This window comes from Marivita sp. (assembly GCF_965656765.1).
In the GTDB taxonomy this organism is placed as follows: Bacteria; Pseudomonadota; Alphaproteobacteria; order Rhodobacterales; family Rhodobacteraceae; genus Marivita.
This window is the reverse complement of record NZ_CBFHLV010000035.1, coordinates 1-24,422: the sequence shown is the minus strand read 5'-3', so window position 1 is coordinate 24,422 and position 24,422 is coordinate 1. Positions and strand designations below refer to the sequence as shown.

The window sequence follows — 24,422 nt, the reverse complement described above, 5'->3', positions numbered from 1 at the left end:
TCAGGTCGCGCGACCATCGTATGCTGCGTCCAAATCCAAGAGGTGCTGCGGTGCAGAAACCAAACCATGACAACCCGGATGTGACGCTGATTGCATCGACTTCGCCCATGTCGACACCGACCCATGGCGGGCGGGCGAAATGCCTGCAACGGTTGGTCCGGCTAGACCTGCCAGTGCCGTTAACGGTGGCCCTGTCATTCAATGCGGTGCACCAGATCGCGTCGGGGTATCGGCCGGATGTCTCTGGCATTCTTGCGGAATTCGACCCCAATTCGCTTTTGTGTGTGCGTCCGTCATCAGAGGACCCCGATTGGGGTGGTCCCGGTGCCGTACTCAATATCGGCATGAACGACGCTCGCTATGTCGATCTGTGCGATCAGATCGGAACTCCGGCCGCGACCGAGATCTACCTGCGCTTTGTCATGAATTACGCCATCGACGTTGCCCGTCTCGATGCCGAGGTCTTTGACGAGATCGACGGCGAAGGCCATGACGCGTTGAGCGAGGCATTACAGCTATATGAGGAAGAGGCCGAAGAGCCGTTTCCCCAAGACCCCGCAGTGCAACTGGCCGAAATTCTGCGATCCATGGCGCGCGCGTGGGAGGGGACAACAGCGCGGCTTTTGCGCCAGGCCAAAGGCGCGCCAGTTGACGCTGGGTTGGGCCTTGTGGTGCAGGAAATGGCGTTGGGGCTGGGCAGCGGTGAATGCGGATCTGGCGTGTTGCAGCTTGTCAATTCCTCAACCGGGTTGCCCCAGATCACAGGCCGGTATCTGAGTCAAAGTCAGGGCCGCGAGGCGTTGGACGGTGGCGCAGCGTCAATTTTCCTTGAAAAGGACCCGCGCGGCCCATCGCTTGAGGAATTGGCCCCCGAGGCGTTTACAGCGTTGAAAGATCACGCGGCACTGATGCGCACCAAGCTACGCGAGGAAATGCAGATCGAGTTCACCATCGAAAATGGCAATCTGCACATTCTGGATGGCGTGCGCGTCGAACGCAGCGCGCGGGCAGCGTTGCGGATCGTGGTGCGGCTGGCCGAAGACGGGATCATCACCAAGCAAGAAGCCGTGATGCGGATCGAACCGCGCGCCCTGTCAGAGTTGCTGCACCGTCAGGTCGCGGCCAATAGCCCACGTGACGTGCTGGGGGCAGGCATCGCCGCCAGCCCCGGTGCTGCGACGGGACGGGTCGTGTTTTCGTCAGAGGCTGCTCAGGCCAGTGCCGCTCGTGGCGAAGCCTGCGTACTGGTACGGCGCGAAACCAGCCCCGAGGACATTCGCGGCATGCATGTTGCCGCAGCCGTGTTGACCGAACGGGGCGGAATGACGAGCCATGCGGCGGTGATTGGTCGCGGGCTTGGCCTGCCTTGTGTCGTTGGCGCAGCCAACATCCGGTTCCAGCTGAAGCGCAGGTCTTTGGTGGCCGCTGATGGGCGATTGATCAAGGAAGGTGACGAGATCACCATCGATGGCACCAGTGGCCAAATTCTTGCCGGGTCAGTCGACATGATCGAAGCGACGCTGGACGGCACGTTCCGAACCTTCATGAGTTGGGCTGACGCCGAGCGCGATATCGGGGTCCGAGCAAATGCCGACACCCCTGCCGATGCCAAAACCGCCTTGCATTTTCGCGCGCAAGGCATCGGATTGTGTCGGACTGAACACATGTTCTTTGAGGCTGAACGCCTGACCCCGATGCGAGAGATGATCTTTGCGCAGAACCCGCAAGACCGACAGGCGGCGTTAGAGCTTGTCCTGCCGATGCAGCGCGCAGATTTCCTTGAGCTGTTCCAGATCATGCAAGGTCAACCGGTTTGTATTCGCCTGTTTGACCCACCCTTACATGAATTCTTGCCCACCTCCCGCGCCGGGCAACGGGAACTGGCCGAGGCGCTGGATATCCCGGTCAGCGATGTGACCCGGCGGATCGACAGCCTTGCCGAATACAACCCGATGTTGGGCATGCGCGGTGTGCGTCTGGGTATTACGGTGCCCGAGATTTACGATATGCAGGCCCGTGCGATCTTTGAGGCGACCGTTGAGGCGGCTGAGTTTGGCATCACCGTGGTGCCCGAAATCATGGTGCCGCTGGTGTCAGCCAAGCGCGAGGTTGAGTTGGTACGCGGCCGGGTCGAGGCCGTCGCCGCCGCGGTCCGAACCGAAAAAGGCGCCGACTTCACCTACCGTCTGGGTGTGATGGTCGAGACCCCCCGCGCCTGCCTGCGCGCTGGCGATATTGCCGAGCATACGCAATTCCTAAGTTTCGGCACCAACGACCTGACGCAGATGACTTACGGCCTGTCGCGCGACGATGCTGGGCGGTTCATGTCAGAGTATGTCCGCCAAGGCGTGTTCAGCGAAGACCCCTTCCATATTCTGGACACCGAAGGGGTCGGAGAATTGTTGCGTTTGGGTGTCGTTCGCGGTCGCGCCGCCCGTCCAAATGTGGTTTTGTCGATTTGCGGAGAACATGCGGCCCATACCGAATCGATTGCCTTCTGTCGGGCAGCTGGATTCGACTACGTGAGCTGCTCTCCTTTTCGCGTTCCAGTGGCGCGTTTGGCCGCAGCACAACTTGCGTTGGCCGACAAGATAGGGTAGGTTCTGGCAACAATCGGCCTAAATCTTGCCGAATTGTAAAGACGGGCAGCAGCCTTGCACGGCGTGCATAGGCTGTTGGCTTGTGAAAAACCGAATATTTCTGTAACAGCCCGTCGAACGCGCGGCGCTGCCATTTTTTTGTGCAACTCGCCGCCACCCACAACGCTGCGAGATAAACACTCGGAATGACGAGATTGTTTGCATTGATCCTGACGATGGCTGCTATGGCGACGCCAACCTTGGCCGAGCGCACGAATGAAGCCGCGCAAGCGCTTCTGAAACAAGAACAAACCGTTCTCACGTCTGCAGGCAAATCACACATGACGTCGCTTGTGACCCCAGTGTCCCGCAATACGGCGATCTACAACACCTCTTGGCTGAGCGCCCAGGACAAAGCGTCTGGCGGTGCACAATGGGAATGCCTCGCCGAGGCGCTGTATTTCGAAGCGCGCGGCGAAACGATAAAAGGCCAATTCGCGGTTGCCGAAGTGATCATGAACCGTGTTGAAAGTGGTCGCTTCCCCGATAGCGTCTGCGGTGTCATCAATCAGGGCACCGGCAAGAAATACCAGTGTCAGTTCACCTATACCTGTGATGGCATCCCCGAGCGCATCCGCGAACCGCGTGCTTGGGACCGAGTCGGCAAAGTAGCCCGCGCCATTTTGGATGGCCGCGCACCGATGAATTTGACCGATGGTGCCACGCACTATCACACCACCGCCGTACGCCCACGTTGGGCCCGCACCTACACCAAAACGGCGTCGATTGGTGTGCATCTGTTCTACCGCCACACCTGGCGTGTCAGCAGCAACGGCTAAGGCCACCAGCCTTGGCCCCGAATTGTTTTATGTCGCGAGTGGTGTTCAAAACGCCCCTTCGCGGCATTTTCGTTTTGGCCAACCTCTGCTAGCAGCACGGGGACCAATGCGGGGGATGCGCCATGAGCTCTGAAATTCGACTTGCCTTTGCGCACCCGTCCGAACGGGCGATTGCCACCGCAGATGACGGACCCGTGGATCGCATTTCCCTACGCGACCACATTGTCGATGTTGAAATCGGTGCCTTTCAGGCCGAACGCGGCACCCGCCAGCGCATCTGCTTTAACGTCGTTGTCGAAGTGCAACCAATCGTCGGACATATCGACGATGATGTAGACCGCATATTGTCGTACGACCGTGTTACCGAAGCCATCGCAACTGAACTGGCCGCAGAAAGGCTGAACCTGCTGGAAACGCTGGCCGAACGCATTGCCGAGCGGATCTTGTTAGAACCACAGGCTATGCGCGCTTTTGTGCGGATTGAGAAACTGGATCGCGGCCCCGGCGCACTTGGCGTCGAAATCGTACGCTCCCGCACCGATCTTGAGGATGCCGGGCAGGACAGCAGCCAAGAGCGCCCTCACCCGCGCATCGTTTACTTGTCAAATGACGCGATTTCATCCGACAGCCTGGGTACGTGGCTAGACCAGCTTAGAGCGAAACCCGCACCCTTGATCCTTTGCGTTGGTCTGCCCGACGGGCCGCGCCCAACAGTCAGAGAAGCGATGGCCCAAAGACGGATCGACCTTTTGGCCATTGAGCAGAACGGATGGGGCCTTGCAGCGCGCGACGCCCGTTGCAAAGTTGTCGCCACGCGGACGGAATTGGACTGGGCAATGAAGAACGGTCAAGTCTGCATCTGGGCTCCCTCCAAAATCGTGCTGGATGCAGTGGACACCCCCAAGATGGCCGTCACGGATACAGTCGCCCTAACAGGATGGTTCGCGCAGGAAATAGAAGCCAGCGAGCTGCTGGTGATTGGCGCAGATAGCCCGACGGTTGAGAATGTTACAGTTCGCAACAGCCCGGTCGGCGAAGGCGCGCTTTAGACGCTTGTCAAAGCAGGGTTTGCGTTTCATTCACACCGCATGAAGACCTATTACCGCCCCCTACCCCGATCCGGTCACCTGCGCTCAAAGGATGCGATGCTCTTGGCCGGTGGCCCGCTGTGGTTTTCCGATGCTGTGATGCTGCGCCGCGACGCCAAACCAGAGGTCATCCCAGCCAAAGCCATTCCCGATGACGTGCTTGACCATTTGACTTCGCCGCGCGCATCAATTGCAGAATGTGACATGGGCGGCGCAACCTTGATGGGCATTCTCAACGTCACACCAGACAGCTTTTCCGACGGTGGTCGCTATCTAGACCCCGACGCGGCGGTGGCCCAGGCCCGGCACATGGCAGCCGAGGGTGCAGGAATTATCGATGTGGGCGGCGAAAGCACGCGACCTGGGGCCGAAACGGTGCCAGTTGACGAGGAAATCCGCAGAGTCGCTGGCCCAATTGCGGCGATTGCCGCCGAACTCAATATGCCCGTGTCGATTGACACCCGCAAAGCGCGGGTTGCCGAGGCAGCGTTGGATGCCGGTGCAGCAGTTGTGAACGATGTATCAGGCTTTACATTCGACGCCGGTCTGGCCCCGCTTTGTGCCACGCGCAAAGCTCCGGTCTGTGTGATGCACGCCCAGGGCGACCCCCAGACGATGCAGGATGCACCGCGCTATGACGACGTGCGACTCGATGTTTATGACTTTTTGTTTGACCGGGTTGAGGCGCTTGTCGCAACCGGTATCCCGCGCAATCAGATCATGGTCGATCCCGGCATCGGCTTTGGCAAGACACTGGATCACAATCTGACGCTTTTGCGCGATATTTCCCTCTTTCACGGATTGGGTTGTCCGATACTTCTGGGTGCGTCGCGCAAGAAATTCATCGGAACGATTTCCAACACTGGCACCGCAGACACACGGGTTTCAGGTTCGGTTTCGGTGGCCTTGCATGGGGCGTCCCAAGGCGTGCAAGTAATACGTGTGCATGATGTGACGGAAACCCGTCAGGCACTGGCGCTGTGGCGCGCAATTGAGTGGGGGTTTGGCGATGGTGCGTAAGCTTTTTGGAACGGATGGTGTGCGGGGGACCGCAAATACGTTTCCGATGACCGCCGATATGGCACTGCGGATCGGTGCCGCGGTCGGGCGCCACTTTCGTCAGGATTCCAAAGGTGTGCACCGCGTTGTGATCGGCAAAGATACACGCCAATCGGGTTATATGTTCGAAAACGCGCTGACAGCCGGTTTGACCTCGACAGGCATGAACGTGCTGCTGCTGGGCCCTGTGCCGACACCTGCGGTTGGGCTTTTGACGCCGTCGATGCGGGCTGATCTGGGGATCATGATCTCGGCGAGTCATAACCCGGCACAGGACAACGGGATCAAGTTTTTCGGCCCTGATGGGTTCAAACTGTCGGATGCCGACGAGGCCGAGATCGAAGCATTGATCGAAACTGGCGTGGCCCCAACGCAAGCAAAAAATATTGGTCGTGCCAAACGGATCGACGATGGGCGCTTCCGCTACCAAGAGAGGGTCAAATCGACCTTTCCCTCCGGTATGAGGCTGGACGGTTTGAAGGTGGTGCTCGACTGCGCCAACGGAGCTGCCTACAAGGCCGCGCCCGAAGTTCTTTGGGAACTGGGCGCAGACGTGATCCCGTTGGGCGTGACACCAGATGGAACAAATATCAACGAAGGCTGCGGATCGACCCATCCGCAATTGGCCGCATCCGCCGTAGTCGCACACGGCGCGGATGTCGGCATCTGTCTGGATGGCGATGCGGATCGGGTGATCCTGATTGACGAGACGGGGCAAGTTGCCGATGGCGACCAGATCATGGCGCTGATGGCAGCCCGCTGGGCCGAGGAAGAGCGTCTTATGGGCGGTGTTCTGGTGGCGACAGTCATGTCCAACCTCGGGTTGGAGCGGTTTCTCGACGGGCGCGGTTTGCGTCTTGAACGCACCGGCGTTGGCGACCGCTATGTGGTTGAAGCGATGCGGCGTGGGGGCTGGAATCTTGGCGGTGAGCAGTCGGGCCATATCGTGATGACGGACTATGCCACGACCGGTGACGGTCTGATGGCGGGGCTTCAGTTTCTGGGCGAGATGTGCCGCACCGGGCAGCCTGCAAGCGCCCTCGCGCGCAGTTTCGATCCTGTGCCGCAGTTGCTTAAGAACGTGCGGTATGATCCATCAGTTGCCCCGCTTGACGCGGCGAGCGTCCAATCCGCAATCGCTGATGCCGAAGCGCGTTTGATCGGCAAGGGGCGGTTGTTGATCCGCAAATCTGGCACGGAACCGTTGATCCGTGTGATGGCGGAATGCGAGGACGAAGGGCTGTTGGTCGACGTGGTGGACGGGATCGTGGCCGAAGTCGCCGCGTCGGTTTAAGAGCCGGTTGGATGCGTCAAGGCGAACGGCGCGTTGCCTCACAGGTCGGGAAAAACGGCTTTCACTATAGCCGCATCAAGCTCGACCATATCAGGCCAATCCACACAGCGGTCATAGGCTACGACCACGCGCCAGGCATTATGGAACGCGACAGCAAAGCTACCGGCGTTCAGACCACCCGGAAAGCAAAGCGCTCCGAAATGCCAGTAATTCGAACCGCCTTGCATGGTCCGTGACAACATGCCCAAACCATACACCGCCCCGCCGCCAATCGCTGCCTTTGGCCCCTGAAAGTCTGCTTGCGCGGTGTCGAACCAATGATCATGGAACCACAAATAGTCGCCCACGCGCATCGACCAGCCACCCCATGCCAAAAACGCACCGCTCTGGCCTGAGGGAACGGCGGTCACTCCGGCAGGTGCCAGCGCCCGGGTTTGGCAGGTGTCTTGATAAGATTGCTGTGCAGCGGCTTCGATCACCAGCGCAAGCAGCGCATAATTGTCATTTGAATAAGCGTAGTTGCCCTGTGGCCCGGTAGGCGCACCGCGTTTGCGCATCTCTGCCACAACATCCGGCGCGCGGTGCTGTGGATCGCCCAACCAAGCGCTCATATAGGTTTGTGTGGCGTCTTGAGCCACGCCACTTTGATGTGTGACGAGGTCCGCGATTGTGATGCCCTTGAAGCCATCGACATAATCCGACACCGGGTCCACCCAAGCCAGCAACCCCTCATCGACCAAGGTTGCTGTACAGATCGCTGTAATCGCCTTGGACAGGCTTGCCAATTCCACGGCTTGATCTGCCGGCAGGCCGAGGTCGACAACTTCTAAAGCAGCATCGGGTGATTTTATTGCGATCACACCGTGTGCGGAATGGTCCGTAAGCCAGTTCTGCACAGCTTGCGCAACGTCGTCAGATGTTTGCGCCGACGCGCCCTGTGCCATGCAAAACAGGACAGCCGCCGCGCGCAAGATCACACTGTGGCCTTGCCGTATATCCCAGCCACCTTGGCGATGGCCTGTTCAGGTGGCAGTTCCTCGCTTTCACCGGTACGGCGCGAGGTGAGTTCCACGACCCCATTCTTGAGTCCGCGCGGACCAACGGTGATGCGCCATGGCAGCCCGATCAGGTCCATCGTCGCAAACTTGCCGCCCGCCCGTTCGTTGCGGTCGTCATAAAGCGGATCGAGCCCCAGAGCTGTCAGGCTGCTGTAAAGTGCCTCACAAGCGGCATCAGCTTCGTCATCACCTTGCTTGAGATTTACGATCCCGCAATGGAACGGCGTCACGCCTTCGGGCCAGATGATGCCATTGTCATCATGGCTGGCTTCGATGATTGCCCCCAACAGGCGGCTGACGCCGATCCCGTGCGACCCCATATGGACAGGCACGCGATTGCCGTCCGCATCGGCAACAGTTGCCCCCATCGCCTCGGAATACTTGGTCCCGAAGTAGAAGATCTGGCCCACTTCGATGCCGCGCGCAGTGCGACGGCGGTCTTCGGGGACTTCGTTGAAAAGTGCCTCGTCATGGGTTTCGTCCGTGCGGGCGTAGCGTGAGGTGAATTCCTCCAGCACGGCCTGGCATTGCGCGTGGTCGTCGTAATCGATTGCGCGATCGCCGAATTTCAGATCGGTGATCTGGCTGTCATAGAACACTTCGGACTCGCCAGTTTCGGCCAGCACAAGGAATTCGTGCGTGTTGTCGCCACCCATCGCGCCGGAATCCGCGCGCATTGGAATCGCCTGCAGGCCCATACGTTCGTAAGTGCGCAAGTAGCTGACCAGATGGCGGTTGTAAGCGTGCAGCGCGTCTTCCTTGTTCAGGTCGAAATTATAACCGTCCTTCATATAGAATTCACGGCCCCGCATGACGCCAAAGCGCGGACGGACCTCATCGCGGAACTTCCACTGGATCTGGTACATGGTCAGCGGCAAATCCTTGTAGCTGCTGACATGAGAGCGGAAGATATCGGTGATCAGTTCCTCTGCGGTGGGCGTGAACAGCATGTCGCGGTCATGGCGGTCTTTGATGCGCAGCATTTCATCGCCAAATGCATCATAGCGACCGGATTCGCGCCACAGGTCAGCCGATTGGATGGTGGGCATCAGCATTGGGATATGGCCTGCGCGGGCCTGTTCCTCGTGCACGATGTTTTCGATGTTCTTGAGAACCTTGTAGCCCAATGGCAGCCACGAGTAGATCCCGGCACTGGCCTGCTTGATCATACCGGCGCGCAGCATCAGACGGTGGCTGACGATTTGCGCCTCGGCAGGCGTTTCTTTGAGAACGGGCAGGAAATAGCGAGACAGGCGCATCTGAGACCTCTGATGGGTGGTTTGGCCTGTCCTAGCGGGTTGCATCGACCCGGACAAGAGCAGCGCGGAGTTCTGTGCTCATCGCTGGTGTCCCGGCTGTTCAACCCTGGACAAGACGTCGTTTGCAGCACTCCGACCGATACGCTCATTTCTGAGTCACGGGAAGCAAAACACCCCAATCATATCCCGTGCCCTTTCGCCCAAAGAGTGGACTCTGTTCTTAAAATCATACAACCTTAAAGATGTATGGTTTTTGGGGTGCGACAGAAGAATGAACACTGAGATGCAGCTGTCTGAACGTCCCGAGTCAATCACAGAAATCCTTGCCCTTGGCTTCGAAGCCGTACCCTTCGCTGCGCTTTTCTATTTGCCCGATGACAAACTGACAGTGTTGTGGCGCAATTCGGCACATGCCGTGATGTCGTCCTCGGTTGGGGCCGACATCGCTGGTATGGGCATGTTCGAAGCCTTTCCGCCCAGCGATGACGCAGAAGGATCGGACGCCGTCAATTTTATCCGCACCGCCACAGACGACGTCATGCGCACCGGCAAACCGCAAGAGGTTGGCCCGGCGCGGTTCGATCTGTTGTCCGACGAAGGCCATTATGTCGAACATCACTGGCAAATGCATTTCGCGCCGATCCAAAAGGACGGAAATGTTATCGCGATCCTGCAGACCGCGCGCGATGTGACCGAAGCCACATTGACTGCACGACTGGCACAAAGTCACCGACGCGCGGCCACATCGACAGCGTCGGTTGCGTATTTCAGCTATGATCCGGAAACTGACCTCTTCCTGCGCCACGACGCAATCGACGCAATGTTCGGCTTTGCCCCGCAAGAGGCGGGACCTTATGCGGCACCGTTCTTTGAGCGCGTGCATGAGGACGATATCGGTGCGGTCCATGCCGAAGTAGCCCGCGTTTTGGATGCACCGCATGGCGAGATCGCATCATTTGACTACCGGGTGCCGCTCCCTTCCGGCGAAGAACGGTTTGTGCGCATCCGCGGCGAGATCGCAACTGATCCGGTGGACCGCCGCCCCAAACTGGTGGGCACCTTCGTTGACCTGACCGACATGGAAAACGCCCGCCGCGATTTGGAAAAGGCGGTTCATCTTCGCGAGGCGCTGGTGGTCGAGGCCAATCACAGGATCAAGAACAGCCTGCAAATCGCGCTATCGCTTCTGCGGTTGCAGTCCAGCAGACTGATTGTGGCTGGGGGGCCAGCGGCGGAAAAAGCGCGGGAGTCATTGCGCGCCGTAGAATCCCGTGTGCGCGCGGTGGCGGATGTTCATGCCGCAATCCAGATCGACGACGATGCCGCCAAGATCGACCTGATGACACTGTTCAACCGGCTTGTCATGTCGACCCGCAAAAGCGCCGAACTGCCAGACGCCGCGATGGTGTTCACCCATCCGTCCGAAGTCATCCAATTGAAAAGCGACACCGCCATCGCACTGAGCCTGATGTTGAACGAACTTTTGACCAATGCGATCAAATACGGCTCTCCACACGAGCAAAGTCCAGTGACCTTGGTGGTCGATGTGACACCGGAACGGGTGCTGCACGTTACGGTAGACAACGCGCATCAGGTTGCAGAAGCAACGCTGGATATCGATTCAGGCGGCACTGGCGAACGCCTGATCCAACAATTTGCGGCGCAAATCGGGGCCGAAGTGAACCGCGTAAAAGAAGACGACCGTGTGACTGCCCGTATCACAATGCCTTTGGCTCCTGTGGAACTGTGACCTGAACCAAGTCTCAGGCGATTGAGGTTTTCCATTTCCCAGCCGCGCCACAAGTCACCCCAAGTCATTCACAAGAGGCGCTGCATGCACAATCCACATTCATCTCATTCCAAATCCGACATGTTGCTCGGCGCTTTGGTCGCCGACGCCGCCTGCCTTGGGTTGCACTGGCTCTATGATGCCGACCGTATTGCCAAGATCGCAGAACACCGTGGTGCGGCGGCGTTCACCCCCGTGGACGCCAAGCATTTTGACGGGGCCAAGGGATACTTCGCTCATTCGGCACGCCAAAACGGGATGCTGACGCAATATGGCGAAGCGCTTTGGGTGGCGATCCGAACAATGAACACGCAGAACGGCACGTTCGACGTGGCCGCGCAACAAGCGGCCTTTGCGGCCCATTTCGGCCCTGGCGGCGGGTTTACCGGCTATATCGACCGCCCGACACGCGGCGCGCTAGAGCGGATCGCGGATAACCAAACGCCTTCGGGCATCGACGACGATCAGAACCCTGCCCTGTCGCGATTGCCTGCGGTAATCGCCGCCTATCACAGAACGTCTGAACTGGCCGATATGGCGCGGGCTGCGATGCAGATCACCAATGTCAACGACGTGGCAGACGACTATAACACTGTGTTTATCGATCTTTTGGGCCGGGTGCTTGATGGTGAGCCATTGGACAGTGCGCTTGTGGCGGCCGCCGATAATGCTCAAGGCGACATACAAGCAGCTTTGAGGCACGCGCTAACGACGCAAGAAACTGACTCAACCGTCTTTACGGGTGAGGTTGGGCGCGCATGTCATTTACCAACCTCTGGCCCGGCGATGTTTCACATTCTCAAGCACAGCAGCAGCTATGCTGAGGCGGTCGAACGCAACGTGTTGGCAGGCGGAGACAGCGCTGGGCGGGCGATCCCGATCGGGGCCGCGATGGGTGCTGCGCAAGGCGTCGCGACACCATCGGGCATCCCCCTGGCATGGGTGCTGAAGCTGACAAACGGCGCCACGATTTGGGACGGGTGCACAAGGCTTGGGTCTGCTTAAGCTTCTCTCCTTTTCGGAGCCAATCCAAGCGCCAAGCGCGACAGGTTTTGCATTCACCCATAGCCTCGATGCGTTGACGTATCGAACCAAGGCGTCTGCCTCTTGAAACCCTCCCCGGGACAGGCGATGTAAGAACAAGTTAACTGAGGCGCATCGCATGGCACTTCCCGCGCGGGAACAGCTGAAATACTGGGGCATCGCAGCGGTCGTCATTTCGGTGGTGCTGTGGTTCCTTGGCGACGTGTTATTACCCTTTGTTCTGGGCGGCGCGATTGCCTATTTTCTTGATCCGGTAGCAGACCGTCTTGAACGGATGGGTTCTAGCCGGGTGATGGCCACTGCGATCATCACCGTGGTTGGGGTCGTCGCATTTGTGTTGCTGCTCTTGTGGGTGATTCCGTCGCTCGTCAATCAGGCACTCGACCTCTTTGATGTGGCGCCCACCCTGTTCGCCAATCTTCGTGATTTCCTGATTGAACGCTTCCCTGACATCATGGACACCGAAAGCCCGTTGCGGCAATCGCTGGTGTCGATTGGCGAGACGATCAAATCGCGCGGTGGAGAACTGCTCAATACGCTTCTCAGCTCGGCGGCGGGCATCATCAATATCGTGATGCTTTTTGTGATCGTGCCGGTTGTGGCCGTCTATCTGCTACTGGACTGGGACAACATGGTCGCCCGCATCGACGAGCTTTTGCCGCGTGATCATGCGCCCACCATTCGCAAGCTGGCCGCCGATATTGACCGCACTTTGGCCAGTTTCATCCGCGGCATGGGCACGGTCTGCATCATCCTTGGAACATACTACGCCGTGGCCCTGATGGCGCTGGGGCTGCAATTCGGGCTTGTCGTCGGGTTTGTCGCGGGCCTGGTAACGTTTATTCCGTATCTCGGCGCGCTGATTGGCGGCGCACTGGCCATCGGTCTGGCGCTGTTCCAGTTCTGGGGGGATTGGGTTTCCATCGGTCTGGTTGCGGGCGTGTTCGTATTGGGCCAAGTGATCGAAGGCAATGTGCTGACCCCCAAACTCGTGGGCTCCTCAGTGGGCTTGCACCCGGTCTGGCTGATCCTTGCATTGTCTATCTTTGGCACGCTCTTTGGCTTTGTCGGCATGCTGGTCGCGGTGCCAGTGGCGGCGTCGATCGGTGTGGTCGCCCGCTTTGCCGCCAATCAGTACCTTCAAAGCCGCCTTTATCGCGGGTTGAGTGATCAGGACCCCGAATAAATGTCTCTTCAATTGAAATTCGACATTCCCGCGCGGCCAGCGCTGGGACGCGGGGACTTTTACGTCACCCAAAGCAACGCCGTGGCGCTGGGGCTGGTGGACACCTGGCCGAACTGGCCCAATGCCAAGCTGGTGCTGGTCGGCCCGCCTCAATCGGGCAAGACCCATCTGAGCCGCGTATGGTGTACCGAAAGCGGCGGTCAAATGATCGCAGCGCAGGATGTCCACAGAGAAAATGTCCCGGTATTGGCCGAGGCGCCCGTCTGCGTCGAAGACGTGGAAACCATTGCTGGCAACCGCGAGGCCGAAGAGGCGTTGTTTCACCTGCACAATCTGGTGCTGGCCAATGGCCATTCGATGCTTGTTACAGCCACGCGCCCACCCTCTTCGTGGAACATTCATCTACCCGACTTGGCCAGCCGCATGGCAGGCACCACTGTCGCCAAAATGGCTGCACCTGATGACATTTTGCTCTCGGCGGTTCTCGCCAAACTGTTTGCGGACAGGCAAATCGTCCCGATGGCCGACGTGATCCCTTATCTGGTGCGTTGGATGCCCCGCTCGTTCGAGGCAGCAGGTGCCGTGGTGGCCCATTTGGACACCGAAGCCCTGGGCACTCCGAAAGGAGTGACACGGACACTTGCGCGCAAAGCCTTGGCCGACCTTGAATTCCGTGAAGAAAGCGCGTCAGACTAGGAGCCTGTGGCACTGCTCATTTGGACAGCGTCACAGACCTGTCACGCGCCATCTTTAAGGGACCCCAATGAACAGCGCCGACTTCCTGAACGCCCCCCGTCCCGACCCAAGGGAACTGCCCGATGTAGACCTGTCCGGACCGGGCCGGTTCTTCAATCGCGAGATGTCGTGGCTGGGCTTCAACTGGCGTGTGTTGGAAGAGGCTGAAAACCCACGTGTGCCGCTGCTTGAACGGCTGCGGTTTCTGTCGATCTCGGCCACAAATCTGGATGAATTCTATACCGTTCGTGTCGCGGGTCTGCGGGAACTCGCACAAGCTGGCAATGTCACACCGGCCGATGACGGGCTGACCCCAGCCGAACAGCTTGTTCTGATCAACGAAGACGCGCGCAAATTGATGGCGTCCCAACAGCGCGTACTGGCTGAGCTGCGGCAACAGATGGAAGCCGAAGGTATTTCGATCCTGTCGCGCGATGATCTCCCCGACGCTGATTTGGCCTTTCTGGAAGACGTATTCCTGAATCAGGTGTTCCCGGTTCTGTCGCCGCTGGCAATCGATCCTGCGCACCCGTTCCCGTTCATCGCCAACAACGGCTATTGCCTCGCGCTGCAATTGGAACGGCGAAAAGACAAGACCGGCTTGCAAGCTCTTTTGCCGATCCCGGCCCAGGTGGATCGGTTCATCGCCCTACCTTCAGAGCATGGAAAAGATCGGTTTCTGTTTCTTGAAGACCTTCTGCTTTTGCATTTTGACCGTCTGTTTCCGGGCTACAAACTTCGTGACCATTTCGGATTCCGGGTGCTGCGTGACAGCGATATCGAGGTCGAGGACGAGGCGGAAGACCTCGTACGCGAATTCGAAGTTGCGCTGAAACGGCGGCGGCGGGGCGAAGTCGTGCGACTTACCATCTCAGCCGGATCGACGAAAGGGTTGCGCGAAACCGTGATGCGCGAGTTGCGCGTACGCGACGACGATGTGATCGAACTGACCGGCATGATCGGCGCGGCTGATCTTAAGGAACTGGTCCTGGACAGCCGCCCTGATCTGCTGTGGCCCAGCTTTACTCCGCGCGTGCCGGAACGCGTGCAGGATTTCGATGGCGATATGTTCGCCGCGATCAGGCAGAAAGACATGCTGCTGCACCACCCCTACGAGACCTTCGATATGGTTGTGCGCTTTCTGGCACAGGCCGCGCGCGACCCGGATGTGGTGGCGATCAAACAAACGCTGTACCGCACCTCGCGCCAATCCCCCATTGTTGCAGCGCTGTGCGAGGCAGCCGAGGACGGCAAATCGGTCACCGCTTTGGTCGAACTCAAGGCCCGGTTTGACGAGGCAGCCAACATCCGTCAGTCACGCCGTCTGGAACGGTCAGGCGCGCATGTGGTGTATGGCTTTCTTGATTGGAAAACCCACGCCAAGATCTCAATCGTGGTGCGCCGCGAGGGCGACAAGCTGGTCACCTACACCCATTACGGGACCGGCAATTACCACCCGATCACGGCCACAATTTACACTGACCTGAGCTTTTTCACGTGCGACGCAGCTTTGGGCCGCGATGCAACCAAGGTGTTCAACTATCTGTCCGGCTATGCCTTGCCCGACGGGCTGGAAAACCTGAGCATCTCGCCACATTCGCTCAAACCCAAAATGCTCGAGATGATCGCCGCCGAGGCCGAACATGCCCGCGCAGGCAAACCGGCGCAAATCTGGCTCAAGATGAATTCGCTGATCGAACCCGACATGATCGACGCGCTTTATGCCGCCAGCCAGGACGGGGTAAAGATCGACTGCGTGATCCGTGGGATCAGCGGGCTTAGACCCGGTGTAAAAGGCCTGAGCGAGAACATCCGGGTCAAATCCATCGTCGGGCGGTTCCTTGAGCATTCGCGTATCATCTGTTTCGGCAACGGCTATGGCTTGCCACACAAGAAATCCCGCGTGTTCATGTCCTCTGCCGATTGGATGGGCCGCAATCTGACCCGTCGTGTCGAAACGCTGGTCGAGATCGACAATGCCACGGTAAAGGCGCAAATCGTCAGCCAGATCATGGCAGCCAACCTGGCCGATGTGGCACAAAGCTGGATCATGCAACCGGACGGCGCATTTGTGCGCGCCACATGGGACGAAGGCGCCTTTGCGTTCAACTGCCACCGGTTCTTTATGGAGAACCCATCGCTGTCGGGACGTGGATCAGCGGGTGCCTCTGACGTTCCCAAACTGACCCATACCGAGGAATAAAGCGGTTCAGCGCCCGTGTTTATGGGGCAAAAGGATCGCGTAAAGAGCGCTGTTGACCGGCGCATCGATCCCCGCTCTGGCGGCCAGACGCGCCACAGCCCCTGAGACCCAGTCGATCTCAAGCGGGCGCCCATGTTCCAGATCAATCGCCGTCGAGGCGCGGCCGTGATGTGGGAAGTCCTGCATGCTGGCCCAAATCTGATCCTCAATATCGGCGTCTAGCGCAACACCCAAAGCCCGCCCGATATTTGCCGTCTCTGAAACCGCGCGTTTGAACAGGGCCGTCAATTCTGGCGTATCGCGCACTTCCCCAATGGTACACCGACCTGCAGCAGTGATCCCCGAGAGGCCGGAGAACAGCACAAATTTCGACCAAAGCTCTCGGACGACATCATCCGTTTCAGGCGCTGAAGAACCGGCAGCATTGATCGCATCCCGCAATGCTGTGATACGATCAGACCGGCGGCTGTCGCGTTCGGCGAAGATGAACGAGTTGAATTCCCCGGTCTGCTTAATCACTCCGGGCGCCGAGATCGTGGTCGACACTCGCGCCACGCCGTTTGCGACGTTGTGCTCTGGTAGGATGGCCGTTAAACGGTCCGACGCTTCGACGCCATTTAGAAACGGCACCACCACGGTATCTGGTCCCAGCATTGGCAGGCACGCTTTTGCCGCAGCTTCCAAACCGTCGCCTTTGACCCCAAAGATGATGGCATCGACTGGCCCCACCTCTTCGGGTGTATCGGTGGCAATCTCTGGGGTTGCGTGTTCCACCCCCGACACGGACTCGAGCGACAAACCGTTGGCACGGATCGCGTCCAAATGCGCGCCTCGTGCAATGGTCGCCACGCTGTGCCCGGCATTGGCCAGCTTGACTGCGAGAAACCCACCGATCCCACCGGTGGCCATGGTTGCAATGCGCATCTGTCCGTCCTTTTGATACTTGCGTGAAACTCAGGCAGGATGACCGAAAAACAGTTCGTTCGAAAGGCTTTCACTGCCCCGAGGTCAAGATATGTTTTGCGCACCGACGCCCAAAGCGCGCACCAACAATTCTTGACCTTCCGGTTCCGCTTTGACACGGTGCCCGCGACCTTGACCGAGAGGCCCCATGGACGGAACCGCCGACTCCGAACACGACCCGATGGGCCCGTTTGGCCATCCCCTGTTCAATGATCCAAAGGCGCGAGCCTTGTCGCGCGTTGCGGTCATCGACATTGGTTCAAACTCTGTCCGATTGGTGGTGTTTGACGGCGCGGCGCGCTCGCCCGCCTATTTTTACAACGAAAAACTGATGTGCGCTCTTGGAGCCGGCATGTCGGAAACAGGCCGGCTGAACCCCGAAGGACGCGAACGGGCATTACAGGCGCTCAAACGGTTTCAGGCGCTGGCCGAAGGCATGAACCTTCCGCCGCTGAGCGTCGTGGCCACCGCCGCTGTGCGCGAGGCCGAGGACGGGCCTGATTTCCGTGAAGATGTGCTGCGCGAAACCGGCTTGCGGATCTGGGTGATCGGCGGCGAGGAAGAGGCACGGTTATCGGCGCAGGGCGTGCTATTGGGGTGGCCGGGCAGCTACGGTCTTGTGTGCGACATTGGTGGCTCGTCGATGGAATTGGCCGAAGTGTCGGACGGCCGTGTCGGACGGCGGATCAGTTCCAATCTCGGCCCCCTGAAACTGCGCGATCTGAAAGGCGGCCAGAAGGGCCGCGATGCGCATATCAAATCGGTGATGGCCAAACTGGGCGACCATATGGGGCCACAGCGTGACCGTCTGTTCCTTGTCGGCGGCTCATGGCGCGCGATTGCCCGCATAGACATGTACCGACGGGGGTATCCGCTGCATGTTTTGCACGAATACCGGATGGACAAGAAATCGGTGAACCAGACCGTCAAATTCATCAAATCCAGCAACCTCGAGGAACTGCGCCAAGCTTGTGGCGTATCCAACGCGCGCATGGAATTGGTGCCCTACGCCGTTGATGTGCTCAAGCGGCTGGTGCAGACGTTCAAACCCAAGGATATCGCAATCTCAAGCTATGGCATCCGCGAAGGGCTGCTTTACGAACAGATGCCCCAAGAGCTGCGTGACCGCGACCCATTGATTGAAGCCTGCCGCTTTGCCGAGGCCAAAGACGCGCGCCTTCCGGGATTCGGCAAGAAACTGTTCCGCTTTGTGACCCCGCTGTTTTCCGGCTCGGACGCCGCACGCATGCGGCTGATCAAGGCGGCGTGCCTGCTGCACGATGTCAGTTGGCGCGCCCATCCCGATTATCGCGCCGAGACCTGTTTCGACAACGCCACCCGTGCCAATCTGGGCGGGCTCAAACACTCGGAACGGGTGTTTTTGGGGCTGGCCTTGCTGCACCGCTACAAGAACAAGCGCGAGGGCACACGGTTTGAGGATCTTGAGGGGTTGCTGTCCGAAAAACAGACGCTTGAGGCAGAGGTGCTGGGCAAAGCGCTGCGGTTTGGATCAATGCTCTGGATGTCAGATGCCAGCGCAGACGGCACCGCATTGGAATGGAAGCCGCGCAAAAAGCTGTTGCGGCTCAAGCTGACCAAGGGGTCTGTGCCGCTTTATGGCGAGGTGGCGGAGGCGCGTCTTGCGTCACTGGCGTCATCGCTCGGAGCGCAGACGGAGGTGGTGATCAAGCGCTAGCAGACTCGCTTGATGGTTTCCCCCAGTTCAAAGATCAGGACCACCCTGCTCTACCACGCGGCGGATGCGGCGAATGGCGAACCAGACCAGCAAGACAACCGGAATTGTGGCCGCTGCGGTCACAGCGCCTTTGGTAATCCCCAGCAATTCAGCCAATGGGTACAAAAGGTATCCGGCCAGCGACACGGCGTAGTAGCTGATCGCAACGACCGACAAACCTTCGACCGTTTTTTGCAGCCGCAGTTGCATGTCGGCCCGTTGGTTCATGCTTTCGAGCAATTGCTGGTTCTGCGCAGACCGCGCAACCTCTACCCGTGTGCGTAGCAAGTCACCAGCACGCACCGCCCGTGCCGCCATCGCGGATAGACGGGCCTCGGCTGACTTCACCGTGCGCATGGCCGGGTCATAGCGGCGGGTCATGAATTCTGCAAAGGTCTGACGCCCGTCAAACCGTTCTTCTCGCAACACCGTGACGCGCTGTTCAACAATCGCCTCATAAGCCCCTGTGGCCCCAAATCGGAACGAGGTCTGCGCCGACAGGCTTTCAAGTTCCGCCGACACCGCGAGCAAGGCTTTCAGGCGGTCTTCTTCCTGGCCGTCGCCTTGAGTCATCGCAGCCATCAAGCGGTTGAGTTCATTGTCGATCTCACCCATCCGCGGGCCCATTTCGCGCACGCGGGTGAAGCCGAGCATCGACATGGTTTTGTACGTCTCGATTTCGCACAAGCGTTGTACGATCCGGCCTACGCGGCGGCGACCAATACCGGGGCTGACGAAACAGCCAAAGCGCAGATGGCCCGCCGGATCGATGCGGAAGTCGCCCGCGACAATGGCGTCGTCATCAAGCACGCGACTGACGGCCAAACTTTCAGGGACGAACCAATCGGCCAGGTCTTGCGAAATCTTGGCCTCATCAGGCCGCTCTTCAACCCGGATCAAAACCGATGTGATCCGCACGCCGGGGGCCGCTGCCAACCAGCTATCGGGGAACACATCCATATCTGCCGGGTCAAAAGGTCTGTCGGACATCCCGTTAAGAAACACCGTATATGTCACGAATTCGGTGTGTTGTTCCCATTTGAGCGTGTGCTGACCGATCTGGCCGGAAAAATGCGTGGCCCCCGGTTGAGGATGCGTTGTGCCATAGCGGTCCAACAGCGCTTTGAGGTGATCAAGATCAGCGGTCTTGTCGCGTGCGGCGGCGGCCTTAGGCTTTTTCAGCGCAAGATACACAGCGCGACACGGCGCTTCGAGCGACGGAAACGGACGGGCATGCAGCTCGTTCGAGAGGGCGTAGCGCAGGGGATGGTCTTCGATCGGAGGCATGGGTCGGTCTTTCAGATTTCGCCAAGACTTAGGCCTGTCATTTTGGCAAGTAAAGGAAATTTCCTGACATTTCAGTATTTTACCAGTATCCAACAGTATGCATTGCGGTCTACGCCAATGCTCTGTGCGGGTCGCTCACTGAAAGGGCAATTGCGAAAATCCTGCCAGTTCAATGATCTGAAACGGTTTTTGCGGTGGGTCAACGCACGAACCTGCCCCATCGGCTATGATGAAGCAGGTTCGGCAGGGCTGGCCTGCTGTGACACTTCGGCAGCAAAGGAATGGATCATGAAATTGTTCATTGGCTATGCAACGTCAGAGGGGCAAACCCGCAAGATCGCCCGCCATATCGCGGACAGGCTTGTCGATCACGGGCAAAGCGTTGAAGTGACCGCACTGGCCGATGCAGGGACCATTGATCTGTCCCGGTTCGATGCAGCGGTTCTGGCCGGATCGGTACATGTAGGACATTATCAGAAAGAACTGTCGGAGTTCGCATTTGACGCAGCGGATGCATTAAACGCGATACCATCTCTGTTGGTTTCAGTCTCCTTGGCCGCAGCCGGGCATGACGCAGAGGACTGGCGCGGGCTCGAAACCATCTTGTCGGACTTCACTGAAGCAACGGAATGGACACCTGGACAGGTCGCGCAAGTGGCCGGAGCTTATGTGCCGTCGCAATACGATGTGTTTCGCCGCTTTGTCATGCGTCGGATCGTTGCGGCAAAAGACCCTGACGCCGATCTGGATTGGGATAAGGAATACACCGACTGGAGTGATCTGGAGGCGCAGGTGGACGGTTGGATCGCCCGACTGGCGGCATAAAAAAGCCCCGCATCAGGGATGCGGGGCTTTCAATTTGACTATGTCTTGATCGCTTAGCTGATCTTGTTCAGCAGCGTGTCTAGGCTGGCCTTCGCATCGCCATAGAACATCCGCGTGTTGTCTTTGAAGAACAGCGGGTTCTCGATACCGGAATAGCCGGTGCCCTGCCCACGCTTGGACACAAAGACCTGCTTGGCCTTCCAGCATTCCAAAACCGGCATACCGGCGATGGGGCTGTTCGGATCGTCCTGTGCAGCGGGGTTCACGATGTCGTTCGAGCCGATGACGATGGCGACATCCGTATCCGAGAAGTCGTCGTTGATCTCGTCCATCTCAAGCACGATATCGTAAGGCACTTTGGCTTCGGCCAGAAGCACGTTCATGTGGCCAGGCAGACGACCAGCAACCGGGTGGATCGCAAAGCGCACTTCCTTGCCCTTAGCGCGCAGACGCTTGGTCAGCTCGGCCACACCCTGCTGGGCCTGTGCCACGGCCATCCCGTAGCCCGGGATGATCACGATGCTGTCCGCCTCTTCCAGCGCGTTTGCCACGCCATCGGCGTCGATTGCGACCTGTTCACCTTCAACAGCCATCTGTTCGCCAGCCTTCGCGCCGCCCCAGCCGCCGAGAATGACGGACACAAAGCTGCGGTTCATGGCTTTACACATGATGTAGGACAGGATCGCACCAGAGGAGCCAACCAGCGCACCAACCACAATCAGAAGGTCGTTGCCGAGGCTGAAACCAATCGCTGCCGCCGCCCAACCAGAATAGCTGTTGAGCATGGAAACGACGACCGGCATGTCCGCGCCGCCAATGCCCATGATCAGGTGGTAGCCAATGAACAGCGCCAGCAGTGTCAGAAGGATCAGCGTCCAGCTGCCTGCACCACTCAGATACATGATGGCAAAGATGATCGACAAACCAGCTGCGGCTGCGTTCAGCATATGCCCGCCGGGCAGTTGCTTGGCCGATGTATCGATTTCAACCGGAAGCTTGCTATCGCCGCCTGCCAGCTTGGCATAGGCGATGACAGAGCCAGTGAAGGTGACCGCACCGATCCAGATGCCCAGCACCAGTTCAACGCGCAGGATACCAATCTCAACCGAGGATTTCTTGGCGATCAGCTGACCAAATGTGGACAGGCTGTCATATGCCTCTTTCGGCAGGCCAATTGCGGTGACACCATCATCGCCAACAACGCCCATGACAAGTCCTTGCGCGTCGTAGATGTTGCCGATGTAATTGATCATGATGTCGGCGTTAAAGCCCACGAACACAGCGGCCAGACCCACGAGCGAGTGCATGATGGCCACAAGCTCGGGCATTTGCGTCATCTCGACCTTGGTGGCGAGCTGATAGCCAACAGCAGCACCCAAAGCGATCAGGATGATCGAGACGATGCCAAGGCCGGCACCTGGGCCAATCAGCGTGGCGACAACCGCAATTGCCATACCTGCAATACCGTACCAGACGGCGCGTTTGGCGCTTTCTTGACCGGACAGACCGCCCAGCGACAGGATGAAGAGGATGCCAGCGACCACATAGGCCGCGATGGTGAATGCGTTTTCCATTTACCCTGCCCCTTAAGATTTCTGGAACATGGCGAGCATGCGCCGTGTCACGAGGAAGCCGCCGAAGATGTTGACGGAGGCCATGAAGATGCCAAGCGCGGCAAGCAGCGTAATTAGCAGACTCGACGATCCGATCTGGATCAAAGCGCCCAGAATAATGATCGAAGAGATCGCGTTGGTGACGGCCATCAGCGGCGTGTGCAGCGAATGTGCCACGTTCCAGATGACCTGGAAGCCGATAAAGACGGACAAAACAAACACGATAAAGTGCTGCATAAAGCTTGCCGGCATGCCCGGGATAAGACCAACGCCCAGAACCAACGCTGCACCCACACCCACCAGTGTAACCTGCTGTTTGGTCTGCGCCTTGAACGCGGCCACTTCTTGTTCGCGTTTTTCTTCGGCTGTCAGTTCCTTGACCTTTTCCTTTGGTTTGGCCGCGATCGCCTGAACCTTTGGCGGGGGCGGCGGGAAGGTCACGGCCTTTTCATGCGCGATGGTTGCGCCACGGATCACGTCGTCTTCCATGTTTTGTACGACCTGCCCGTCTTTCTCGGGGGTGAGGTCGGTCATCATGTGACGGATGTTGGTCGCGTAAAGGTTCGACGACTGGGTGGCCATACGCGACGGGAAGTCTGTGTAGCCGATGATCGTGACACCGTTTTCGGTGACGATCTTTTCATCCATCACAGTCATTTTGCAGTTGCCGCCCTTTTCAGCGGCAAGATCCACAATAACCGAACCCGGCTTCATGCTTTCGACCATGTCTTTGGTCCAAAGCTCTGGCGCTTCGCGGTTTGGGATCAACGCGGTGGTGATCACGATGTCGATGTCGGGTGCCAATTCGCGAAACTTGGCAAGCTGCGCTGCCGCGAATTCCGGCGACGAAACAGAAGCATAACCACCGGTCGAAGCGCCATCCTGCTGTTCTTCCTCAAAGTCGAGGAAGACGAACTCTGCGCCCATCGATTCAACCTGCTCCGCCACTTCGGGGCGCACGTCGAACGCGTAGGTGATCGCGCCCAGCGATGTCGATGTACCGATGGCGGCAAGACCCGCCACACCGGCACCGACAACCAGCACCTTGGCCGGGGGCACCTTGCCCGCGGCGGTGATCTGACCGGTGAAGAAACGGCCAAAATTGTTACCTGCTTCGATGACCGCGCGGTAGCCCGCGATATTCGCCATCGACGACAGCGCGTCCATCTTCTGGGCGCGTGAAATACGCGGCACCATATCCATGGCAATGACAGAAGTGCCCTGATCGGCAGCCTGCTGCATCAGCTTTTCGTTCTGAGCCGGATAGAAGAACGAGATCAGCAACTGACCGTCGCGCGACTTTTTCAGTTCAGCGTCGGTCGGGGGGCGCACCTTGGCAACCACATCTGCCGCTTTCCAAAGCGCGGCGGCGGTTTTAACAACCTCAACGCCAGCCTCTTTATAGGTATCGTCATTGTAGCCTGCGGCGTCACCTGCCCCACTCTCGATGATGCAGTCATACCCCAGCTTTTGCAGCTGGCGGGCGGAATCCGGGGTCATGGCAACGCGTGCCTCACCCTTCATCACTTCTTTTGGCGTCCCGATTTTCACCTGAGCCGTCCCCCTTTGCTTCGTTCCGAAGTGCCGTTGCGGCATGTTTTCCGGCGATGGGTCTACAATGCTGACCTAAAGCGCACAATGCTGCCCACCCGCGAAACGCTCATCTAGAACAGATGCGCCCTGTCGGCTAGAGCCAACGTCGCGTTTGTTTCTCGTATCGTGCAAAATCCGCACGAAAATTTCGCCGCAGACGTTTTTCTTCGGCCAGAACGAAGTGTTTCTCGATCCACCAGACAAAGACCGGGATCAATGGGAGCGATAACACCCCATCCCAATAGAGGATCATTCCAGTGAGGATCAGCGAAT

18 protein-coding genes and 1 pseudogene are annotated in these 24,422 nt (G+C 58.7%); 12 read left to right on the top strand and 7 right to left on the bottom strand.

Going from position 1 to position 24,422, the window contains the following annotated elements:
* Positions 1-20 precede the first annotated feature (20 nt).
* From ACTG4M_RS10785 to glmM, 5 genes are all read left to right on the top strand, one after another.
* Positions 21-2,600 carry a putative PEP-binding protein gene (locus ACTG4M_RS10785; RefSeq protein ID WP_439123663.1) on the top strand — a complete coding sequence of 860 codons (2,580 nt, stop codon included), beginning with the start codon at positions 21-23 and terminating at the stop codon, positions 2,598-2,600.
* A gap of 185 nt (positions 2,601-2,785) precedes the next feature.
* A complete protein-coding gene (locus ACTG4M_RS10780) occupies positions 2,786-3,418 on the top strand; it encodes a cell wall hydrolase (RefSeq protein ID WP_439123662.1) in 633 nt (210 codons plus the stop codon).
* Between the two features lie 122 nt (positions 3,419-3,540).
* Complete coding sequence (locus ACTG4M_RS10775) at positions 3,541-4,467, top strand: dihydroneopterin aldolase (RefSeq protein ID WP_439123661.1); 927 nt, start codon at positions 3,541-3,543, stop codon at positions 4,465-4,467.
* Between the two features lie 39 nt (positions 4,468-4,506).
* Positions 4,507-5,526 carry a dihydropteroate synthase gene (folP, locus tag ACTG4M_RS10770; protein ID WP_439123660.1) on the top strand — a complete coding sequence of 340 codons (1,020 nt, stop codon included), beginning with the start codon at positions 4,507-4,509 and terminating at the stop codon, positions 5,524-5,526.
* On the top strand, positions 5,516-6,859 hold the full coding sequence (glmM, locus tag ACTG4M_RS10765; protein WP_439123659.1) for a phosphoglucosamine mutase: 1,344 nt from the start codon (positions 5,516-5,518) through the stop codon (positions 6,857-6,859). Before folP ends, glmM begins: the two co-directional genes overlap by 11 nt.
* Positions 6,860-6,897: 38 nt before the next feature.
* On the opposite strand, the gene ACTG4M_RS10760 is transcribed toward glmM, so the two are convergent.
* A complete protein-coding gene (locus ACTG4M_RS10760) occupies positions 6,898-7,803 on the bottom strand; it encodes a serine hydrolase domain-containing protein (protein WP_439123658.1) in 906 nt (301 codons plus the stop codon).
* Between the two features lie 29 nt (positions 7,804-7,832).
* The gene (gene proS, locus ACTG4M_RS10755; RefSeq protein WP_439123657.1) at positions 7,833-9,176 is read right to left on the bottom strand and encodes a proline--tRNA ligase; all 1,344 of its coding nucleotides are present in this window, start codon (positions 9,174-9,176) and stop codon (positions 7,833-7,835) included.
* Between the two features lie 271 nt (positions 9,177-9,447).
* On the opposite strand from proS, the gene ACTG4M_RS10750 reads away from it, so the two are divergent.
* From ACTG4M_RS10750 to ACTG4M_RS10730, 5 genes are all read left to right on the top strand, one after another.
* Positions 9,448-10,926, top strand: a complete 1,479-nt coding sequence (locus tag ACTG4M_RS10750; RefSeq protein WP_439123656.1) for a sensor histidine kinase — start codon at positions 9,448-9,450, stop codon at positions 10,924-10,926.
* Between the two features lie 120 nt (positions 10,927-11,046).
* Positions 11,047-11,970 (top strand): ADP-ribosylglycohydrolase family protein, encoded by a 924-nt coding sequence (locus ACTG4M_RS10745; RefSeq protein WP_439123655.1) that lies wholly within the window; start codon positions 11,047-11,049, stop codon positions 11,968-11,970.
* A gap of 157 nt (positions 11,971-12,127) precedes the next feature.
* A complete protein-coding gene (locus ACTG4M_RS10740; protein ID WP_439123654.1) occupies positions 12,128-13,195 on the top strand; it encodes an AI-2E family transporter in 1,068 nt (355 codons plus the stop codon).
* A complete protein-coding gene (locus tag ACTG4M_RS10735; protein ID WP_439123653.1) occupies positions 13,196-13,891 on the top strand; it encodes a chromosomal replication initiator DnaA in 696 nt (231 codons plus the stop codon).
* Positions 13,892-13,958: 67 nt separating this feature from the next.
* The gene (locus tag ACTG4M_RS10730; RefSeq protein ID WP_439123652.1) at positions 13,959-16,133 is read left to right on the top strand and encodes an RNA degradosome polyphosphate kinase; all 2,175 of its coding nucleotides are present in this window, start codon (positions 13,959-13,961) and stop codon (positions 16,131-16,133) included.
* A 6-nt stretch (positions 16,134-16,139) separates the two neighbouring features.
* On the opposite strand, the gene ACTG4M_RS10725 is transcribed toward ACTG4M_RS10730, so the two are convergent.
* Positions 16,140-17,057: a ketopantoate reductase family protein gene (locus ACTG4M_RS10725; protein ID WP_439123651.1), complete on the bottom strand. Its 918-nt coding sequence runs from the start codon at positions 17,055-17,057 to the stop codon at positions 16,140-16,142.
* A gap of 187 nt (positions 17,058-17,244) precedes the next feature.
* Between ACTG4M_RS10725 and ACTG4M_RS10720 the strand changes: the two genes are divergently transcribed.
* Positions 17,245-18,792, top strand: a complete 1,548-nt coding sequence (locus tag ACTG4M_RS10720; RefSeq protein WP_439123650.1) for a Ppx/GppA family phosphatase — start codon at positions 17,245-17,247, stop codon at positions 18,790-18,792.
* A gap of 27 nt (positions 18,793-18,819) precedes the next feature.
* On the opposite strand, the gene ACTG4M_RS10715 is transcribed toward ACTG4M_RS10720, so the two are convergent.
* Complete coding sequence (locus ACTG4M_RS10715; protein ID WP_439123649.1) at positions 18,820-20,118, bottom strand: DUF3422 family protein; 1,299 nt, start codon at positions 20,116-20,118, stop codon at positions 18,820-18,822.
* 288 nt (positions 20,119-20,406) lie between these two features.
* Between ACTG4M_RS10715 and ACTG4M_RS10710 the strand changes: the two genes are divergently transcribed.
* Positions 20,407-20,943, top strand: coding sequence for a flavodoxin domain-containing protein (locus tag ACTG4M_RS10710; RefSeq protein WP_439123648.1), 537 nt, complete (start codon positions 20,407-20,409; stop codon positions 20,941-20,943).
* Between the two features lie 53 nt (positions 20,944-20,996).
* Here the strand turns inward: ACTG4M_RS10710 and ACTG4M_RS10705 are convergent, their stop codons facing one another.
* The 3 genes and pseudogenes from ACTG4M_RS10705 to ACTG4M_RS10695 all read right to left on the bottom strand — a co-directional run.
* Positions 20,997-22,517, bottom strand: a complete 1,521-nt coding sequence (locus ACTG4M_RS10705; protein ID WP_439123647.1) for an NAD(P)(+) transhydrogenase (Re/Si-specific) subunit beta — start codon at positions 22,515-22,517, stop codon at positions 20,997-20,999.
* A gap of 12 nt (positions 22,518-22,529) precedes the next feature.
* Positions 22,530-24,107, bottom strand: coding sequence for a Re/Si-specific NAD(P)(+) transhydrogenase subunit alpha (locus tag ACTG4M_RS10700; RefSeq protein WP_439123646.1), 1,578 nt, complete (start codon positions 24,105-24,107; stop codon positions 22,530-22,532).
* Between the two features lie 136 nt (positions 24,108-24,243).
* Positions 24,244-24,422: pseudogene (locus ACTG4M_RS10695) on the bottom strand (isoprenylcysteine carboxylmethyltransferase family protein); the annotation flags it as partial.

What these genes read in the sequence shown, in the direction of transcription:
- ACTG4M_RS10785 (WP_439123663.1), top strand. Translation starts at nt 21, where the DNA reads ATGCTGCGTCCAAATCCAAGAGGTGCTGCGGTGCAGAAACCAAACCAT.
- ACTG4M_RS10780 (WP_439123662.1), top strand. Translation starts at nt 2,786, where the DNA reads ATGACGAGATTGTTTGCATTGATCCTGACGATGGCTGCTATGGCGACG.
- ACTG4M_RS10775 (WP_439123661.1), top strand. Translation starts at nt 3,541, where the DNA reads ATGAGCTCTGAAATTCGACTTGCCTTTGCGCACCCGTCCGAACGGGCG.
- folP (WP_439123660.1), top strand. Translation starts at nt 4,507, where the DNA reads ATGAAGACCTATTACCGCCCCCTACCCCGATCCGGTCACCTGCGCTCA.
- glmM (WP_439123659.1), top strand. Translation starts at nt 5,516, where the DNA reads ATGGTGCGTAAGCTTTTTGGAACGGATGGTGTGCGGGGGACCGCAAAT.
- ACTG4M_RS10760 (WP_439123658.1), bottom strand. Translation starts at nt 7,803, where the DNA reads ATGGCACAGGGCGCGTCGGCGCAAACATCTGACGACGTTGCGCAAGCT.
- proS (WP_439123657.1), bottom strand. Translation starts at nt 9,176, where the DNA reads ATGCGCCTGTCTCGCTATTTCCTGCCCGTTCTCAAAGAAACGCCTGCC.
- ACTG4M_RS10750 (WP_439123656.1), top strand. Translation starts at nt 9,448, where the DNA reads ATGAACACTGAGATGCAGCTGTCTGAACGTCCCGAGTCAATCACAGAA.
- ACTG4M_RS10745 (WP_439123655.1), top strand. Translation starts at nt 11,047, where the DNA reads ATGTTGCTCGGCGCTTTGGTCGCCGACGCCGCCTGCCTTGGGTTGCAC.
- ACTG4M_RS10740 (WP_439123654.1), top strand. Translation starts at nt 12,128, where the DNA reads ATGGCACTTCCCGCGCGGGAACAGCTGAAATACTGGGGCATCGCAGCG.
- ACTG4M_RS10735 (WP_439123653.1), top strand. Translation starts at nt 13,196, where the DNA reads ATGTCTCTTCAATTGAAATTCGACATTCCCGCGCGGCCAGCGCTGGGA.
- ACTG4M_RS10730 (WP_439123652.1), top strand. Translation starts at nt 13,959, where the DNA reads ATGAACAGCGCCGACTTCCTGAACGCCCCCCGTCCCGACCCAAGGGAA.
- ACTG4M_RS10725 (WP_439123651.1), bottom strand. Translation starts at nt 17,057, where the DNA reads ATGCGCATTGCAACCATGGCCACCGGTGGGATCGGTGGGTTTCTCGCA.
- ACTG4M_RS10720 (WP_439123650.1), top strand. Translation starts at nt 17,245, where the DNA reads ATGGACGGAACCGCCGACTCCGAACACGACCCGATGGGCCCGTTTGGC.
- ACTG4M_RS10715 (WP_439123649.1), bottom strand. Translation starts at nt 20,118, where the DNA reads ATGCCTCCGATCGAAGACCATCCCCTGCGCTACGCCCTCTCGAACGAG.
- ACTG4M_RS10710 (WP_439123648.1), top strand. Translation starts at nt 20,407, where the DNA reads ATGAAATTGTTCATTGGCTATGCAACGTCAGAGGGGCAAACCCGCAAG.
- ACTG4M_RS10705 (WP_439123647.1), bottom strand. Translation starts at nt 22,517, where the DNA reads ATGGAAAACGCATTCACCATCGCGGCCTATGTGGTCGCTGGCATCCTC.